Annotated in this window: 19 protein-coding genes; 14 read left to right on the plus strand and 5 right to left on the minus strand. The window is 57.9% G+C overall.

The features are described 5' to 3' along the window. Window positions 1-13: 13 nt before the first annotated feature. Entirely contained in the window at window positions 14-1,105 is a 1,092-nt protein-coding gene (gene aroC, locus ACJJU9_RS15765; RefSeq protein WP_048371267.1) for a chorismate synthase, read from the minus strand. A gap of 142 nt (window positions 1,106-1,247) precedes the next feature. On the opposite strand from aroC, the gene ACJJU9_RS15770 reads away from it, so the two are divergent. Together ACJJU9_RS15770 and ACJJU9_RS15775 are read left to right on the plus strand one after the other, a co-directional pair. Then, window positions 1,248-2,246: an alpha/beta hydrolase gene (locus ACJJU9_RS15770; RefSeq protein WP_048371269.1), complete on the plus strand. Its 999-nt coding sequence runs from the start codon at window positions 1,248-1,250 to the stop codon at window positions 2,244-2,246. Between the two features lie 59 nt (window positions 2,247-2,305). Beyond that, window positions 2,306-3,097, plus strand: a complete 792-nt coding sequence (locus ACJJU9_RS15775) for a hypothetical protein (RefSeq protein WP_123751587.1) — start codon at window positions 2,306-2,308, stop codon at window positions 3,095-3,097. A 37-nt stretch (window positions 3,098-3,134) separates the two neighbouring features. Here the strand turns inward: ACJJU9_RS15775 and prmB are convergent, their stop codons facing one another. Next, window positions 3,135-4,043, minus strand: a complete 909-nt coding sequence (prmB, locus tag ACJJU9_RS15780) for a 50S ribosomal protein L3 N(5)-glutamine methyltransferase (RefSeq protein WP_407728957.1) — start codon at window positions 4,041-4,043, stop codon at window positions 3,135-3,137. Window positions 4,044-4,317: 274 nt separating this feature from the next. Between prmB and ACJJU9_RS15785 the strand changes: the two genes are divergently transcribed. From ACJJU9_RS15785 to ACJJU9_RS15805, 5 genes are all read left to right on the plus strand, one after another. Beyond that, the gene (locus ACJJU9_RS15785; protein ID WP_048391127.1) at window positions 4,318-4,908 is read left to right on the plus strand and encodes a cysteine hydrolase family protein; all 591 of its coding nucleotides are present in this window, start codon (window positions 4,318-4,320) and stop codon (window positions 4,906-4,908) included. Between the two features lie 144 nt (window positions 4,909-5,052). Next, window positions 5,053-5,373: a hypothetical protein gene (locus tag ACJJU9_RS15790; protein WP_153391723.1), complete on the plus strand. Its 321-nt coding sequence runs from the start codon at window positions 5,053-5,055 to the stop codon at window positions 5,371-5,373. A 63-nt stretch (window positions 5,374-5,436) separates the two neighbouring features. Beyond that, window positions 5,437-5,994, plus strand: coding sequence for a Smr/MutS family protein (locus ACJJU9_RS15795; RefSeq protein ID WP_048371278.1), 558 nt, complete (start codon window positions 5,437-5,439; stop codon window positions 5,992-5,994). 77 nt (window positions 5,995-6,071) lie between these two features. Continuing rightward, complete coding sequence (gene folE / locus ACJJU9_RS15800) at window positions 6,072-6,617, plus strand: GTP cyclohydrolase I FolE (RefSeq protein WP_048371280.1); 546 nt, start codon at window positions 6,072-6,074, stop codon at window positions 6,615-6,617. A 100-nt stretch (window positions 6,618-6,717) separates the two neighbouring features. Next, complete coding sequence (locus tag ACJJU9_RS15805) at window positions 6,718-7,089, plus strand: glutathione S-transferase N-terminal domain-containing protein (RefSeq protein ID WP_048391129.1); 372 nt, start codon at window positions 6,718-6,720, stop codon at window positions 7,087-7,089. Window positions 7,090-7,163: 74 nt separating this feature from the next. Here the strand turns inward: ACJJU9_RS15805 and ACJJU9_RS15810 are convergent, their stop codons facing one another. Both ACJJU9_RS15810 and ACJJU9_RS15815 read right to left on the minus strand, forming a co-directional pair. Beyond that, on the minus strand, window positions 7,164-7,766 hold the full coding sequence (locus tag ACJJU9_RS15810; protein WP_407728958.1) for a glutathione S-transferase family protein: 603 nt from the start codon (window positions 7,764-7,766) through the stop codon (window positions 7,164-7,166). 8 nt (window positions 7,767-7,774) lie between these two features. After that, window positions 7,775-8,941, minus strand: a complete 1,167-nt coding sequence (locus ACJJU9_RS15815; protein WP_048371284.1) for a PLP-dependent aminotransferase family protein — start codon at window positions 8,939-8,941, stop codon at window positions 7,775-7,777. An 82-nt stretch (window positions 8,942-9,023) separates the two neighbouring features. On the opposite strand from ACJJU9_RS15815, the gene ACJJU9_RS15820 reads away from it, so the two are divergent. After that, a complete protein-coding gene (locus ACJJU9_RS15820) occupies window positions 9,024-9,464 on the plus strand; it encodes a MarR family winged helix-turn-helix transcriptional regulator (RefSeq protein WP_048371286.1) in 441 nt (146 codons plus the stop codon). A gap of 111 nt (window positions 9,465-9,575) precedes the next feature. Next, window positions 9,576-10,202, plus strand: coding sequence for a LysE family translocator (locus tag ACJJU9_RS15825; protein ID WP_407728959.1), 627 nt, complete (start codon window positions 9,576-9,578; stop codon window positions 10,200-10,202). A gap of 161 nt (window positions 10,203-10,363) precedes the next feature. Here ACJJU9_RS15825 and uraH read toward each other — a convergent pair whose 3' ends face one another. Continuing rightward, on the minus strand, window positions 10,364-10,717 hold the full coding sequence (uraH, locus tag ACJJU9_RS15830) for a hydroxyisourate hydrolase (protein WP_048371291.1): 354 nt from the start codon (window positions 10,715-10,717) through the stop codon (window positions 10,364-10,366). Window positions 10,718-11,093: 376 nt separating this feature from the next. Between uraH and puuE the strand changes: the two genes are divergently transcribed. The 5 genes from puuE (at window position 11,094) to ACJJU9_RS15855 (ending at window position 15,585) form a co-directional block, all read left to right on the plus strand. Then, complete coding sequence (gene puuE / locus ACJJU9_RS15835) at window positions 11,094-12,023, plus strand: allantoinase PuuE (RefSeq protein WP_048391544.1); 930 nt, start codon at window positions 11,094-11,096, stop codon at window positions 12,021-12,023. Beyond that, window positions 12,020-12,535 (plus strand): 2-oxo-4-hydroxy-4-carboxy-5-ureidoimidazoline decarboxylase, encoded by a 516-nt coding sequence (uraD, locus tag ACJJU9_RS15840; RefSeq protein WP_048371295.1) that lies wholly within the window; start codon window positions 12,020-12,022, stop codon window positions 12,533-12,535. The genes puuE and uraD overlap by 4 nt, the downstream gene beginning before the upstream one ends. A 61-nt stretch (window positions 12,536-12,596) precedes the next feature. Further along, on the plus strand, window positions 12,597-13,592 hold the full coding sequence (gene alc / locus ACJJU9_RS15845) for an allantoicase (protein ID WP_048371297.1): 996 nt from the start codon (window positions 12,597-12,599) through the stop codon (window positions 13,590-13,592). 147 nt (window positions 13,593-13,739) lie between these two features. Continuing rightward, a complete protein-coding gene (locus ACJJU9_RS15850) occupies window positions 13,740-14,243 on the plus strand; it encodes an ureidoglycolate lyase (RefSeq protein WP_407728960.1) in 504 nt (167 codons plus the stop codon). 49 nt (window positions 14,244-14,292) lie between these two features. Continuing rightward, window positions 14,293-15,585, plus strand: coding sequence for a urate hydroxylase PuuD (locus ACJJU9_RS15855; RefSeq protein WP_048371301.1), 1,293 nt, complete (start codon window positions 14,293-14,295; stop codon window positions 15,583-15,585). The last annotated feature ends 77 nt before the right edge of the window (window positions 15,586-15,662 follow it).

Genomic DNA, 15,662 nt, shown 5'->3' on the forward strand with positions numbered 1-15,662 from the left:
AACGACCGCTGAATCACAATTGGCCCAGCACAGGCGTCGTCACACGCACATCGGCGTTTTGCCCGCGATGACGCAACAGGTGGTCCATCAGCACGATGGCCATCATGGCTTCGGCAATCGGGGTTGCCCGAATGCCAACGCACGGGTCATGACGACCTTTGGTGATGACGTCGACCGGGTTGCCGTCTTTATCAATCGAGCGGCCCGGGGTGGTAATGCTTGACGTAGGCTTGAGCGCCAGGTGCGCCACGATGGGCTGGCCCGACGAAATACCGCCCAAAATGCCGCCCGCATTGTTGCTCACAAAGCCCTGCGGGGTCAGTTCATCACGGTGCTCGGTGCCACGCTGGGCAACGCTGGCAAAGCCGGCGCCGATTTCGATGCCCTTGACCGCATTGATGCTCATCAAGGCGTGCGCCAGATCAGCATCCAGACGGTCGAAAATGGGCTCGCCCAACCCCGGAATCACACCTTCGGCCACCACGGTGATCTTGGCCCCGACCGAGTCCTGATCACGGCGCAGTTGGTCCATGTAGGCTTCAAGCTCTGGCACTTTGTCCGGATCAGGGCTGAAAAAGGCGTTTTCTTCGACCGAATCCCAGGTTTTGAACGGGATTTCAATCGGGCCCAACTGGCTCATGTAGCCGCGAATCACAATGCCCTGGGTCGCCAAATACTTTTTGGCGATCGCCCCGGCCGCTACCCGCATGGCAGTTTCACGTGCAGAACTGCGCCCACCTCCGCGATAATCGCGCTCGCCGTATTTGTGGTGGTAGGTGTAGTCGGCGTGGGCCGGGCGGAACAGGTCCTTGATCGCCGAGTAGTCCTTGGACTTCTGATCGGTGTTGCGGATCAACAAACCGATGGCGCAGCCGGTGGTGCGGCCTTCAAACACACCGGATAGAATCTCGACTTCGTCGGCTTCCTGACGCTGTGTGGTGTGGCGGCTAGTGCCCGGTTTGCGGCGGTCCAGGTCACGTTGCAGGTCTTCAAGAGACAGCTCGAGCCCGGGTGGACAGCCATCTACAATAGCGACCAACGCCGGACCATGGCTTTCGCCTGCGGTGGTAACAGTGAACAGCTTGCCGAAGGTATTGCCGGACATTCAGGGCGCTCCGTGAAAATCAGCCTAAAAACTAAGCTTGGATAACTAAGCGCGCCAGTATACGCAGGCTGCCTCTGTAGTTCATCCTCCAACCTTACTCATCCGGTGTTGTGTAACCGGCACTTTCAACAATGATGGCGTGATGATGCTGCGAATACTCCTTCTGGTTCTAACCCTGTTTGGTACTCAGGCCTTTGCGGCGACTCAGTCCAACGTCTTGCTGCGCCCCATCGAGCTGGATACCGGCTCCGGTACTCTGTACGGCTCGCTGGTGCTGCCAAAAAGTGACAAGCCGGTGCCGGTGGTCCTGCTTATTGCCGGTTCCGGGCCAACCGACCGCGATGGCAACAACCCGATTGGCGGGCGCAACGACAGCTTGAAAAAACTCGCCTGGCGTCTGGCGCAAAACAACATTGCCAGCGTGCGCTTTGACAAGCGCGGCATTGCGCAAAGCCAGCCGGCCGCCCCGGATGAGCGCCAACTGAGCGTCGATCAATACGTCAACGACGCCGTGGCCTGGGGCGACAAGCTCAAGGCCGACCCGCGTTTTGGCAAAGTGTTTTTGCTCGGTCACAGCGAAGGCGCACTGATTGCCGTCCTGGCCGCCCCGCGCATCGACGCCGCCGGGGTTATCTCGATTGCCGGTTCCGGGCGCCCTGTCGGTCAGTTGCTGCGTGAGCAGTTGCAGCGCAACAACTTGCCGCCGGCCCTGCTCAAACGCAGCTTTGAGCTGATCGCCAGCCTCGAAGCCGGGCACACCGACGACAACGTGCCGCCGGCCCTTGAAGCGATCTTTCGCCCAAGCGTGCAGCCTTACCTGATCAGCCTGCTGCGCTATAACCCGGCCAAAGCCTTCGCTGCACTGAAAATGCCGGCGATGATTATTCAGGGCACCCACGATATTCAGGTCGAGGTCAAAGATGCGCGCCTGCTTAAAGCCGCCAAGCCAGATGCATCCCTGACCCTGGTACACGGCATGAACCACGTCATGCGCATTGTGCCGATGGACATCAAGCGCCAAGTACTGTCCTACAACGACCCTAACCAGCGCCTCGCGGGTGAAGTCGGTGACCGAATTGTGCGCTTTATCGCAAAAGTGAATGCCGCTCAGCCCTCCAGTCCTGCGCATAACGGCCGATAAAACATTGTCGGCCGTCTTCAATGAGCCGACATATCGTGCTTGCACAGGATTTTGCCGTTATGAGCGACACCCCATCACAACCCGCCGACTCGCCAGAGCCGGCCACGCCCGAGGCGCCCCCGCGACCTTGGGCTGACGTGCAGCCCGAGCATTTCAAAATGCTGCGCCTGGCGCCATTGCCCACCGATCGCAGCACCGGGGCGCGGCCTTTGCGCTTCGTCCAGTTTGGTTATGCCGAGCGCCATAACAAAGAGCAGAGCTTGCTGCGCCTGAGCATTTCGCTGCCCGGCCAACAGGTCCGCAAAGAGCAAAACCAGCTCGATATCTGGCTTGATCACACCACCCAACTTGCCAGCATCAGCCCTGAACGCGGCGTGCTGGTTGAGCCGCTGAATCGGGGTATCGGGCGCTTTCTCATGGCCCAGGGCGCGCAGTGGGTTCAGAAAAAATGGTCACGCTATCGCTTTGAAAGCTTCGATTTGCCGACCAAGGACGCCCTGCACGAAGACATGCGCCTGCGCCGCGACCATTGCTTGCGCACCCAGGGCTTTGACGTGATCTATGAAGACGCCTTGCATCGCAAGGCGCGGATTGAAACGGGGCTTGCGGCGGATTTGTACAACACCTGGAACAGCGAAAAAATCCAGTTTGTCGAGATTCTCGAAGCGGCGCAGATGCTTCAGCAGGCCGAACAGAACTTGCAGGAGCAAGAGCTGAAGCTGCGCGAAAAAGACGAGAAGATCAGCAAGTTCAAGCGTGAAGACACCGGTTTACGCTTCACCATCACCTGCCTGGTGGCGTTCGCCGTGTTTCAGGCCGCCTTACTGATCTGGATTGCCACCCATCGCTGAGGCAGGCCCCCTTGCAGGGCCTGCCGGGTTTCACCCCTTAAACCCGTGCAGTAAACAGCGCCTGATGCTCGCGGCACTGCTCAGCGGTCAGCATAAACACGCCGTGGCCGCCATGTTCAAAGTCGAGCCAGGCAAAATCCACTTCCGGGTACAACGCTTCAACATGCACCTGGCTGTTGCCCACTTCGACAATCAACAACCCTTTGTCGGTCAGATGATCCGCTGCTTCGGCCAGCATCCGCCGTACCAGATTCAAACCGTCATCACCGCAGGCCAGGCCCAGCTCAGGCTCGTGTTGATACTCGGCAGGCATGTCGGCAAAGTCTTCGGCATCCACATACGGCGGGTTCGACACGATCAAGTCAAAACGCTGGCCGGGCAAGCCATCAAAGCCATCGCCCTGCACCGTGTACACACGCTCATCGACGCCGTGGCGCTCAATGTTCTGATTGGCCACCTCCAGCGCTTCAAACGACAGATCCGCCAGCACTACCTCGGCATTCTGGAACTCATCGGCACACGCGATACCGATGCAGCCCGAGCCGGTGCACAAGTCGAGAATGCGCGCCGGTTCAGCGCCCAGCCATGGCTCGAAACGTTTTTCGATCAGCTCACCGATCGGTGAACGCGGAATCAACACGCGCTCGTCGACAATAAACGACATGCCGCAGAACCAGGCTTCGCCCAACAGGTACGCCGTGGGCACGCGCTCCTCGATGCGGCGCTTGAGCAAATGCTGAAGGTTCACCAGCTCGTCGTCTTCAAGGCGGCAATCGAGGTAGCTGTCGGCAATTTCCCACGGCAGGTTCAACGCACCCAGCACCAGTTGACGAGCCTCGTCCCAAGCGTTATCGGTGCCATGACCAAAAAATAGATCTTCCCTGTGAAAATGGCTAACAGCCCAGCGAATATGGTCGCGCAGTGTGCGCAGTCGGGAAGTGATCAACGGTCTTACTCCTCAAAATCGACCCACGATTCTAACAGCCAAATTCCGACGCAGCCAAAGTTGTGCCGGACGGTGATCAGGGGCACACATTTGTACGCGTCTGAATCCGTTACAAAAAACTTAAAAACGTTACATTTCGTAGGTTTATGCACGTTTGCAATGTTTCTTGACATCGCTGTAGGCCAACAACGGCGTGGCTTACACGACTGCCCATTCACATAAACGCTCGGCCAGTGGAGAATGTCGCAAAAGCCCCACTCAAAGGAGCCCCCGAATGTCCGCTTTAAAGACGATGTTTCAACTCACTGGGCGTGGTTATGCCGCAGCTAATCTGAGCAATGCCAGCCTGCTGATCATCGATGCACAAAACGAATACCTCAGCGGCCCTCTGGCCCTGTCCGGGATGGAAGCCGCGACTGCCAACATCGCCCTGCTCCTCGAAGCCGCCCGCAAGGCCAAGCGCCCGGTGGTGCACGTTCGCCATCTGGGCACGGTCGGCGGCATGTTCGACCCGCAAGGCCCACGCGGCGAGTTCATCGCCGGGCTTGAGTCGACAGGCGATGAAGTGGTTATCGAGAAGCGCATGCCCAACGCCTTCAACAACACCGGCCTGAAAGAAGCACTGGAAAAACTGGGTCATCTGGACTTGATCGTCTGCGGCTTCATGAGCCATTCCAGCGTCAGCACCACCGTGCGCGCCGCCAAAGACTACGGCTTTCGCTGCACCCTGGTCGAAGATGCCTGCGCCACCCGCGACCTGCCCACCGCCAACGGCGTCATCAGCGCGGCAGACGTGCAGCGTACCGAAATGGCGATCATGAATGACAACTTCGCCACCCTGGCCCAAACCAAAAACCTCATCTGAGCCTGCCACTGATAGGCGGCGCCCTTTGACCGCCTATCTGCACCCTTGCTGTGCGCCAGCTTGAACTCCGATTTCGGAGCACCTCAGGAACAACCCGCCCATGTTCCTGTCTGAAGGGCCGATACCCTATAAGGAAAGATCGGAATGAAGATCTCCGATGGTTTTGATGCACGACGCTTACGCCCTAAAGAACACCGAAACTGGCGCGCATGGCTGATTCTGACCTTGGCTGCCCTGCTGACACTGGCAGGGGTCGCGTTATTATTGACCAGTGCCAGCAGCCTGATCGGCCACCCGGCAGCTCTGGGCGACCTGAACGCCAACCCCACCGCTGCCGTACTGGTGCTGATTGCCGGGTTGTTGGTCAGTTGGCTGGGCATCTGGCTATGGCGCCGTAGCCGTCGGCGCATGCGTGCTCCATTTGGCTTGAACATGGCGCCGCACCTGATGAAAAAGCGCGACTAATACACATCGGCCTGCCGATTGTCGTCGACTTGGGTAAACTGTGCGCCCTTCGCGGAGGCTGACATGCAAGACGACGACTTTTCCCTGTTCAAAAACGAGATTCGCGGTGTCAAACCGATCAAGCATGATCGCGCCGACACCGGCAAACCCAAAACTGACCGTGCGCAACTGGCCAAACTGCGGCAAAACGCTATCGTGCGCAGCAACACCACGATCATTGACGGTTTGTCTGACCAGTTTGTGATTGATGTCGGCCCCGAAGATCAACTGCACTGGGCCCGCGATGGCGTGCAAGAAAGCCAGATGCGCAAACTCAAGCTGGGCCAGATCAGCTTCGAAGGCAGCCTGGACCTGCACGGCATGACCGTCGAAAAGGCCCGCGAAACGCTCTGGGAGTTCCTCGGCGAAGCCACCCGCCTTGAAGTCCGCTGCGTGCGCGTCACCCACGGCAAGGCCGTGCGCCTTGACGGCAAAAAACCCATGATCAAAAGCCACGTCAACACCTGGTTGCGCCAACATGCACAAGTCCTGGGTTTCTGCTCCTGCCAGGCCAAACATGGTGGCGCTGGCGCCGTTTACGTCATGCTCAAACGCACCATGATGGAAGGCCGCGACGAGTAACCGCGCATCGCCACACTTGCAGCGCCGAGTCAGCCCCCGTACCCTTGCCCTTTGCGAAAAATCCCACAGGTAGATTAATGTCCCTGGAACAAAACTACACCGCCATCCTCGGTCAGCTTGGCGAAGACGTCTCCCGCGAAGGTCTGCTGGACACGCCCAAGCGTGCCGCCAAAGCCATGAAATACCTTTGCCGCGGTTATGAGCAGACCCTCGAAGAAGTCACCAACGGTGCCTTGTTCAGCTCTGACAACAGCGAAATGGTGCTGGTCAAGGACATCGAGTTGTACTCGTTGTGCGAACACCACTTGCTGCCTTTTATCGGCAAGGCGCACGTGGCCTACATTCCAAGCGGTAAAGTGCTGGGCTTGTCGAAAGTCGCACGCATCGTCGACATGTATGCCCGTCGCTTGCAGATTCAAGAGAACCTGAGCCGTCAGATCGCCGACGCGGTGATGCAAGTCACTGGCGCCCTGGGCGTTGCCGTGGTGATTGAAGCCAAGCACATGTGCATGATGATGCGCGGCGTCGAGAAGCAAAACTCGTCGATGATCACTTCGGTGATGCTGGGTGAGTTCCGCGAAAACGCGGCCACACGCAGTGAGTTTCTCAGCCTGATCAAGTAATCCGGGCATAAAAGAGCCGGCGTTCATCGCCGGTTTTTTTTCGCCTGGCTGTTTCGGCTAAGCTCCCTCCTTTATTTATTTGCCCATGAGGCTTTCTACTGTGTTTATCAAAGCGCTTCGCATCGGTTTGGGCCAATTGATCATCGCCGGGGATTTCATTACCCGCCCCAGCAAAAAACAGCGCCCTGCTGCTGACCAGGCAAAAGTTGATCAAGCGGCCAAAAGCCTGACCCTGTATCAGTTCCACGCCTGCCCGTTTTGCGTCAAAACCCGCCGCAACCTGCGCCGCCTGAACGTGCCGGTGGCCCTGCGCGACGCGAAAAACAACGAGCAAGATCGCCAGACCCTGCTGGAGCAAGGCGGCAAGATCAAAGTGCCTTGCCTGCGGATCGAAGAAGACGGCAAGACCACCTGGATGTATGACTCCAAAGTGATCATTGAGTACCTGAACACGCGGTTTGCCAGCGTTTAAACGCCAGTAGCAGCCGCAAGCTGCGATTTATTGATGTTTAAAATCAACCCATCGCAGCCTGCGGCAGTCCCCGCTTAATCCAGCATCCCGACATAGCGCGGTTGGCTCGCCACGCGCTGTATCCAGGCCAGGATCCCCGGGAATCTGCTCAGATCAAACCCGCCCTGATGCGCCACGTGGGTGTAGGCATACAGCGTCACGTCAGCAATCGAGAAGTGCTCACCCACCAGATACGGCGTGCGTTGCAATTGCTGCTCCATCACCTCCAGCGCCCTGTAACCGCGCTTTTGCAGCTTGCGGTATTCCTCTAGCCGCTCTTCGGGCAAGCCCAGATAGAACTGGATAAACCGCGCTACCGCAATGTAGGGCTCGTGGCTGTACTGTTCAAAAAACTGCCACTGCAATACCTGGGTGCGCAAACGCGGCTCGGTAGGTAAGTAGTCACTGCCATCTGCCAGGTAGTTGAGAATCGCGTTGGACTCCCACAGGCAGGTGCCATCTTCCAATTCCAGCACCGGCACTTTGCCGTTCGGGTTTTTTTCCAGGAACTCAGGGGTTTGTGTGTCGCCATTGAGAATGTCGACCGACTGCCACTCATATTCCAGGCCCAGCAGGTGCAGCATCAGTTTGATTTTGTAGCAGTTGCCCGAGTTGTAATCGCCATAAACCTTGAGCATCGCAACTCCTAAGCCGCCTCTGCGGCGTGTGCTTGACGGATAACCATTGCCAGACGCTTGAGACCTTCGTGCAGGCGTTCTGGATCAATGTGACTGAAGTTCAAACGAAGACTCCCTACGTTCTGGTCCGGGTCGGCGAAGAACGGCTCACCCGGCATAAACGCGACGTCTTGAGCCAGCGCTGGCTTGAGCAAGGTGCGGGTATCCAGCGGCTGCTTGAGGGTCAGCCAGAAAAATAGCCCACCCTGCGGCACCTGCCAATCCGCCAGGTCCGAAAAGTGTTCTTCCAGCGCGGCCTGGAAGCCGTCACGACGCACGCGGTAAAAATCACGCAACACCGCCAAATGGTTAGCCATTTTCTCGGTGCCGATCCACTGCAACGCCTGCCACTGGCCAATACGGTTGGTGTGCAAATCGGCCGACTGCTTAAGGCGCAGCAAGTGCGGAAACAAATCCGGGCTGGCAATCAGGAAGCCCACGCGCAGGCCCGGCAACAGGGTTTTCGACACCGTGCCAGTGTAGATCCAGCTGGCTGTTTTCAAGCGACTGACAATCGGCGTCGCGCTGCCGCCATCAAAGGTCAGTTCGCGGTACGGCTCATCTTCAATCAGGGTGACACCGAACTCGTCGAGCAGCGCGGCCACGGCGTCGCGCTTGGCTTCGCTGTAACGCACGGCAGACGGGTTCTGAAAGGTCGGAATCAAATAGATAAAGGCCGGGCGGTGTTTAGCCAGCTGAACACGCAGCGCTGCCAAGTCCGGGCCATCGGCCTGTAGCGGGAACGTCAGGCACTCGGCGCCGAACAGTTGGAAGATTTGCAGCGCTGCCAGATAGGTCGGCGCCTCGAGCATGATTTCGGTGCCCTTGTCGATGTACAGCTTGGCTGCCAGGTCGAGTGCCTGTTGCGAACCGCTGAGCACCAGCACCTGGCTCGCCTCGCAGTTAACCCCTAACGCACGGGCCTCTGCGGCCAGCGCCTCACGCAGGGCCGGCTCGCCTTCGCTCATGCCGTACTGGCCCAGAGCGACGGGCATCTCGGTCCAGTCGACTTTAGGCAGCATCGACTCTGCCGGCAGCCCGCCGGCAAAGGACATGACTTCCGGACGCTGAGCAGCCGCCAGAATTTCACGGATCAAAGAACTTTTAAGGCGCGATACACGTTCGGAGAAAGCCATTGAGGTCACCCGTAGCAGAAATCATTGGAAATAAGTCAAACTGGTTGACCGAAATTACGCCTCAGCGACTGGATACGTCAATATGCTTGACCTTAAAAACCCGACCACCCAGCGTGCAGCCATGCAAGCCTTCTTCTTTGGCTACCAGGCGTTCACGGCCAAGGCCGACGAGATGCTCGCCCGGCGCGGACTGAGCCGGGTTCATCAGCGCATCGTGTTTTTCATCGCCCATTACCCCGGCGTCAGCGTCAAGGAACTGCTCACCTTGCTCGGCGTGAGCAAGCAAGCCCTCAATACGCCGTTGCGCCAATTAATCGAAATGGATTTGGTCGTCAGCGTGGTGCCGCCCTCCGACAAGCGCAAACGCCTGCTGGAACTGACCGCCGACGGAGTCCGCTTTGAGGCCAGCCTGCGCCGCGAACAGGTTAAATTGCTGCAACGGGTGTTCGAACAAGCCGGTGAAGAAGCGGTGAACGGCTGGCTGACGATCAATCAGGCGCTGGGGCAAAGCCGTTCAAGCTGACAAACCTGTAAATTTGAAAACAATACTTGCTTTATTTGTATACAAACGCATAAATCAGCTGACCCCCGATCGTGCAACGGGAAACGCTTGTACGGGTATATGGAGAAAGTGATGAGTCTGGAAACCTGGCTGCTGTTCAGCAGTGCCGCCTTGGTCGTGATCCTGATTCCAGGGCCACTGTCGTTATTGATGATCAGCAACAGCCTGAACTACGGCTTACGCCGTTCTTATCCGGCGTTTTTGGGCGGAGTGATTGCCTCGATTTGCTTGCTCAGCGCGTCGGCACTGGGCTTGGGCGCCTTGTTGCTGGCATCGGAGCAATTGTTCAGCGCCCTGAAAATCGTCGGCGCGCTGTACCTGTTCTACCTGGCCTGGCAAAGCTGGAAGCAATCGTGCCAACCGGCAAGAGCCACTACAGTGCCGGATGCCGCACCAAAACCGCGCTTTCGCGCACTCTTTGGGCGCGCGTTTGTGCTCGGCGCCAGCAACCCCAAAGACATTTTGTTCTTTGCCGCGTTCTTGCCGCAGTTTCTTGACCCCAACCAACCCTTTTTGGGGCAACTGCTGGTGATGATCGCCACCTGGACCGTACTCGACCTGCTCTGCAAGCTGGCCTACGGCCTGGGCGCCCACGGCGCGGCGAGCTACCTGCGCAGTGGCAAGGGGCAAAGCTGGTTCAATAAGGTCAGCGCTGGCTTGTTCAGCGTGGCGGGCACGGCCTCGTTGTTGAGTCGTTAAATCACACCGCCACTGTAGGAGCGAGCTTGCCTCGCGATCTTTTAAAAGGTCAAAAGATCGCGAGGCAAGCTCGCTCCTACAGGTTTTGCTTAAATCGCGGGCAAAAAAAAGCCCGCAGTGTGAGCGGGCAAATCATCTACCACGATGCGAACTTTTAAACCCTAACTACCACGGTACGTCGAGTAACTGTACGGCGAGATCAGCAACGGCACATGGTAGTGATCCTGCTCGGCACTGATCCCGAAACGCAGCACCACCACATCCAGAAACGCCGGCTCCGGCAATTTCACACCCCGTGCGCGGTAGTAATCACCGGCACTGAACTGCACCTGGTAAACCCCTGAACGGTAGTCGTCACCCTGCAACAGCGGTGCGTCGCAGCGCCCGTCTTCGTTAGTCAAGGCGCTCGCCACCAAGGTCAACTGGGCACCTTCAACGCGGTACAGCTCGACCTTGATCGAACTGCCCGGACATCCGTGTGCGGCATCCAAAACGTGTGTAGTCAAACGTCCCATTGAGTGTGCGACCTCCCCGACTCGGTGAATAAATTCGGCTGCCGTGCTTTCAGATAAGCCCCGAAAGACACGGCGATGCGAAGATTAAGACACTTATTCAAAAAATTGTACACAATTAAAAATGCTATTTTTCGCGACACGTCTAACCTGAGGTTTGGAGACTATCAACGCTCAAAGACACGGCCTTTAGAGACTTTGTATTCAGAACCTGACCAATCAGGCAAGTTTTTTGCAAGTACCCTTCAAGCACAAAGCATGATAAAAATGCACAAATTCAGGGTTACAAATTTATTATTAAGTTGTATACAATCAAGTCATCGCAGAGACGCCAAGTCTGGCCAGTCGACTGTTAACACCCACAATAAGGAAGACTGTAGTGAGCGCTGACTACCCACGCGACCTGATTGGTTACGGTCCAAACCCTCCTCATCCGCACTGGCCGGACAACGCCCGTATCGCCCTGTCTTTTGTGCTCAATTACGAAGAAGGCGGCGAACGCAGCCTTCTGCATGGCGACAAAGAATCGGAAGCCTTCCTCTCGGAGATGGTCTCGGCCCAGCCGCTGCAAGGCGAGCGCAACCTGTGCATGGAGTCCTTGTACGAATACGGTAGCCGCGCAGGCGTATGGCGGGTGCTCAAGCTGTTCAAGGAATTCGACATTCCGCTCACGGTCTTCGCCGTGGCCATGGCCGCGCAGCGTCATCCGGACGTGATCCGCCACATGGTTGCCGCCGGCCACGAGATTTGCAGCCACGGTTATCGCTGGATCGACTACCAGTACATGGATGAAACGCTAGAACGCGAGCACATGCTCGAAGCGATCCGCATCCTCACCGAAATCACCGGCGAACGCCCGCTGGGCTGGTACACCGGCCGCACCGGCCCGAACACCCGTCGGCTGGTTATGGAAGAAGGCGGCTTCTTGTATGACAGCGACACCTACGACGACGACCTGCCCTACTGGGAACCCAACAACCCGACCGGCAAAGCACATCTGGTGATCCCTTACACACTGGACACCAATGACATGCGCTTTACCCAGGCGCAGGGTTTTAACACCGGCGAGCAATTCTTCCAGTACCTCAAGGATGCTTTCGATGTGCTGTACGCCGAAGGCGCAGAGTCGCCGAAAATGCTTTCAATCGGCCTGCATTGCCGCCTCATTGGCCGCCCTGCGCGTCTCGCCGCCCTCAAACGCTTCATCGAGTACGCCAAAGGCCACGAACAGGTCTGGTTTACCCGCCGCGTGGACATTGCCCGGCACTGGCACGCCACCCACCCTTTTGTTGCCGAGACCGACCGATGAGCGCCTTCAAGACCCTCAAGCCGTCAACCCTGAGCCGCGATGAGTTCGTCGCAGCCTTTGCCGACATTTACGAGCACTCACCTTGGGTGGCTGAAAAGGCTTACGACCTGGGCCTGGACGCCAGCGTCGATCAGATCGACACCCTGCACCAGCGTATGAGCGACCTGTTATTGAGCGCTGATCACGACCGCCAACTGGCACTGATCAACGCTCACCCGGACCTGGCCGGCAAAGCTGCCGTCCAGGGCCAACTGACCGAAGCCAGCACTAATGAACAAGCCGGCGCCGGTATTCACCAATGCACGGAAGAAGAGTTTCAGCGCTTCACCGAGCTGAACGAAGCCTACAAAGCCAAGTTCAAGTTTCCCTTCATCATGGCGGTAAAAGGCAGCGACCGGCACCAGATCCTCGCCGCGTTCGAAACTCGCATCCACAACCCGGCAGACGTCGAGTTCAAATGCGCGTTGGCAGAAATCAACAAAATAGCCCTGTTCCGATTACGCCAGCTCTAAGCCGAGCCGGCAGGTGCCGGTGACGTATCTCCAGCCACTTATTTAAAGGCAGACCAGAAGAATGAAAGCTTACGCCGTACCGTTCGAGAAGTTCGTCAACCTGGCCGATGCCCGTCTTGGCACCAAAATTGTTTCGGTGACCGATGACTGGTTCGCAGACGCCAACCGCCTGTTCCAGCCGACCCCGGCCGTGTGGAAGGAGGGCGTTTTCGATGACAACGGCAAGTGGATGGACGGCTGGGAGTCCCGCCGCAAGCGCTTTGAAGGCTATGACAGTGCCGTCATCCGCCTCGGCGTTCCGGGCTCTATCAAGGGCGTCGACATCGACACTTCATTCTTCACCGGTAACTTCCCGCCATCGGCCTCCCTCGAAGCCTGCTTCCTGGCTGAAGGCGAGCCGACTGAAAACACCCAATGGGTTGAAGTGCTGTCGGCGGTCGAGTTGCAAGGCAACAGCCACCACTACCACGAGATCACTAATGACCAGGCGTTCAGCCACCTGCGCTTCAACATCTACCCTGACGGCGGCGTAGCGCGTCTGCGTGTGTATGGCGTGCCATTCCGTGACTGGTCTGCGCTGGGTGACAACGAACAGGTCGACCTGGCCGCCGCCCTCAATGGTGGCCGCGCCCTCGCCTGCTCCGACGAACACTTCGGCCGCATGAGCAACATTCTTAACCCGGGCCGTGGCATCAACATGGGCGATGGTTGGGAAACCGCACGTCGCCGTACCCCTGGCAATGACTGGGTCATCGTCGCGCTGGGCCACGCCGGTGAAGTTGAAAAAATCGTCGTCGACACCCTGCACTTCAAGGGCAACTACCCGGACAGCTGCTCGATCCAGGGCGCGTTCGTCAAAGGCGGTACCGACAGCCAGATCGAAACCCAGAGCCTGTTCTGGCGTGAATTGCTGCCGAGCCAAAAACTCGAAATGCACGCCGAGCACAGCTTCAGCGAGCAAATCAAAGCGCTGGGCCCGATCACCCACATCCGCCTCAACCTGTTCCCGGACGGCGGTGTAAGCCGCCTGCGTGTACTGGGCAAGGTCGCTAAATAACACCAACACTGTAGTCGCTGCCGAAGGCTGCGATGGGTTGCACTGCGACCCTGCTGTTAAAGGCCCTACGGACCTTATCGCAGCCTGCGGCGGCGACTACAAAAGCAAAACGAACACCTGTCAGTCATTTAGAAAAAGAAGACCAACATGCGCACATTACAGATTGAACCGCTGACCAAAGAAGCCTTCGCCCCGTTCGGTGACGTGATTGAAACCGATGGCAGCGACCACTTCATGATCAACAACGGTTCAACCATGCGCTTTCATCGTCTGGCCGAGGTCCAAACGGCGACGCCAGAGTGCAAGGCGATCATCAGCATCTTCCGCGCCGAAGCGCAGGACATGCCGTTCACTGTGTGCATGCTGGAGCGCCATCCGCTGGGCAGCCAGGCGTTTATTCCGCTGCTCGGCAACCCCTTTCTGATCGTGGTCGCGCCCGTTGGCGATGTACCTGTATCAGGCTTGGTCCGCGCCTTTGTCAGTAATGGCAGGCAGGGCATTAATTACCATCGCGGCGTCTGGCACCACCCGGTGCTGACGATCGAAAAGCGGGATGACTTCCTGGTGGTTGATCGCAGTGGCTCAGGCAATAACTGCGATGAGCATTTCTTTAAAGAGGATGAGCGTTTGATCCTCGCCCCCCACCAATAAGAGAAGGTCTGCTCATTCACTCAAGAGTGACAGGCGAGAGGTAAAGACTGTGCAAGCACATCTGATGGAATGGCTGAATCTGGGCGTGCGCTGGATTCATATGATTACCGGTGTGGCCTGGATTGGCGCGTCGTTTTATTTTGTCTGGCTTGAGAACAACCTCAATCGAGCCAACCCCAAAGACGGCCTGTCCGGCGACTTATGGGCCATTCACGGGGGCGGTATCTACCACCTCGAAAAATACAAGCTGGCCCCACCGACCATGCCGGAAAACCTGCACTGGTTTAAATGGGAAGCCTACTTCACCTGGATGTCCGGCATCGCCCTGCTTTGCCTGGTGTTCTATTTCAATCCGGCGCTGTACCTGATCGCTCCCGGCTCCAGCATGAGCGGCCCCGAAGCGGTTGCCATCGGTATTGGTTCGCTGATTGCCGGCTGGTTTGTCTACGATTTTCTGTGCGACTCTGCCTTGGGCAAACGCCCGGCACTGCTCGGTTTTATCCTCTTTTTGCTGCTGGTTGCCGCAGCGTTCGGCCTGAGCAAAGTGTTCAGCGGGCGCGGCGCGTATCTGCATGTCGGCGCCATTATCGGCACCATCATGGTCGGCAACGTGTTCCGCATCATCATGCCCGCCCAGCGGGCCCTGGTTGCAGCCATCAAAGAAGGCCGCACACCCGATCCAACGCTGCCAGCCAAAGGCCTGTTGCGTTCGCGTCACAACAACTACTTCACCTTGCCGGTGCTGTTCATCATGATCAGCAACCACTTCCCGAGCACCTACGGCAGCCAATACAACTGGCTAATCCTGGCCGGGATTGCGGTACTCGCGGTGTTGGTACGCCATTACTTCAACACCCGCCACGACAGCCACAAATATGCCTGGACCTTACCCGTCGCGGCATTGGGCATGGTCTGCCTGGCGTATGTCACTGGCCCCAAACCTGCACCTGCAACGCCTGACGTGGCCAAGGTCATCAAATACCAACCGCTGCCAGAAACGGCCGTGGGCGGTGTTAAAGCAGCAGATGCCCCGCCAGCAGCAGCGCCCGCGCCTGCCGCTCCCGCCGCCCCGGTGGCCGGCGTTGACTTCGAAAAAGTCCACGCGGTAATCCAGGAACGCTGCACGGTTTGCCATTCCGCCTCCCCTACCAGCCCGCTATTCAGCGTGGCTCCGGCCGGGGTGATGTTTGACACCGCGCAACAAATCCAACTGATGGCCCCGCGCATTCAAGCGCAAGCCGTCGCCACACCGATCATGCCGCTGGGCAACATCACTCAGATGACCCAGCAAGAACGCGATCTGGTCGGTGCCTGGGTCAACTCAGGAGCCCACATCAACTGACGCACACGGGTGGCCGCAAACCGTGGGCGGCCACCCACCACACCATTAGCTCACAACAATAAAAATGACCGAGGTGT

The organism is Pseudomonas helleri, from assembly GCF_045830615.1.
GTDB classification, from domain to species: Bacteria; Pseudomonadota; Gammaproteobacteria; order Pseudomonadales; family Pseudomonadaceae; genus Aquipseudomonas; species Aquipseudomonas helleri.

What these genes read in the sequence shown, in the direction of transcription:
- ACJJU9_RS15825 (WP_407728959.1), top strand. Translation starts at nt 9,576, where the DNA reads ATGAGTCTGGAAACCTGGCTGCTGTTCAGCAGTGCCGCCTTGGTCGTG.
- ACJJU9_RS15795 (WP_048371278.1), top strand. Translation starts at nt 5,437, where the DNA reads ATGCAAGACGACGACTTTTCCCTGTTCAAAAACGAGATTCGCGGTGTC.
- ACJJU9_RS15815 (WP_048371284.1), bottom strand. Translation starts at nt 8,941, where the DNA reads ATGGCTTTCTCCGAACGTGTATCGCGCCTTAAAAGTTCTTTGATCCGT.
- ACJJU9_RS15810 (WP_407728958.1), bottom strand. Translation starts at nt 7,766, where the DNA reads ATGCTCAAGGTTTATGGCGATTACAACTCGGGCAACTGCTACAAAATC.
- uraD (WP_048371295.1), top strand. Translation starts at nt 12,020, where the DNA reads ATGAGCGCCTTCAAGACCCTCAAGCCGTCAACCCTGAGCCGCGATGAG.
- ACJJU9_RS15820 (WP_048371286.1), top strand. Translation starts at nt 9,024, where the DNA reads ATGCTTGACCTTAAAAACCCGACCACCCAGCGTGCAGCCATGCAAGCC.
- ACJJU9_RS15770 (WP_048371269.1), top strand. Translation starts at nt 1,248, where the DNA reads ATGATGCTGCGAATACTCCTTCTGGTTCTAACCCTGTTTGGTACTCAG.
- aroC (WP_048371267.1), bottom strand. Translation starts at nt 1,105, where the DNA reads ATGTCCGGCAATACCTTCGGCAAGCTGTTCACTGTTACCACCGCAGGC.
- uraH (WP_048371291.1), bottom strand. Translation starts at nt 10,717, where the DNA reads ATGGGACGTTTGACTACACACGTTTTGGATGCCGCACACGGATGTCCG.
- ACJJU9_RS15775 (WP_123751587.1), top strand. Translation starts at nt 2,306, where the DNA reads ATGAGCGACACCCCATCACAACCCGCCGACTCGCCAGAGCCGGCCACG.
- ACJJU9_RS15850 (WP_407728960.1), top strand. Translation starts at nt 13,740, where the DNA reads ATGCGCACATTACAGATTGAACCGCTGACCAAAGAAGCCTTCGCCCCG.
- ACJJU9_RS15790 (WP_153391723.1), top strand. Translation starts at nt 5,053, where the DNA reads ATGAAGATCTCCGATGGTTTTGATGCACGACGCTTACGCCCTAAAGAA.
- alc (WP_048371297.1), top strand. Translation starts at nt 12,597, where the DNA reads ATGAAAGCTTACGCCGTACCGTTCGAGAAGTTCGTCAACCTGGCCGAT.
- ACJJU9_RS15785 (WP_048391127.1), top strand. Translation starts at nt 4,318, where the DNA reads ATGTCCGCTTTAAAGACGATGTTTCAACTCACTGGGCGTGGTTATGCC.
- folE (WP_048371280.1), top strand. Translation starts at nt 6,072, where the DNA reads ATGTCCCTGGAACAAAACTACACCGCCATCCTCGGTCAGCTTGGCGAA.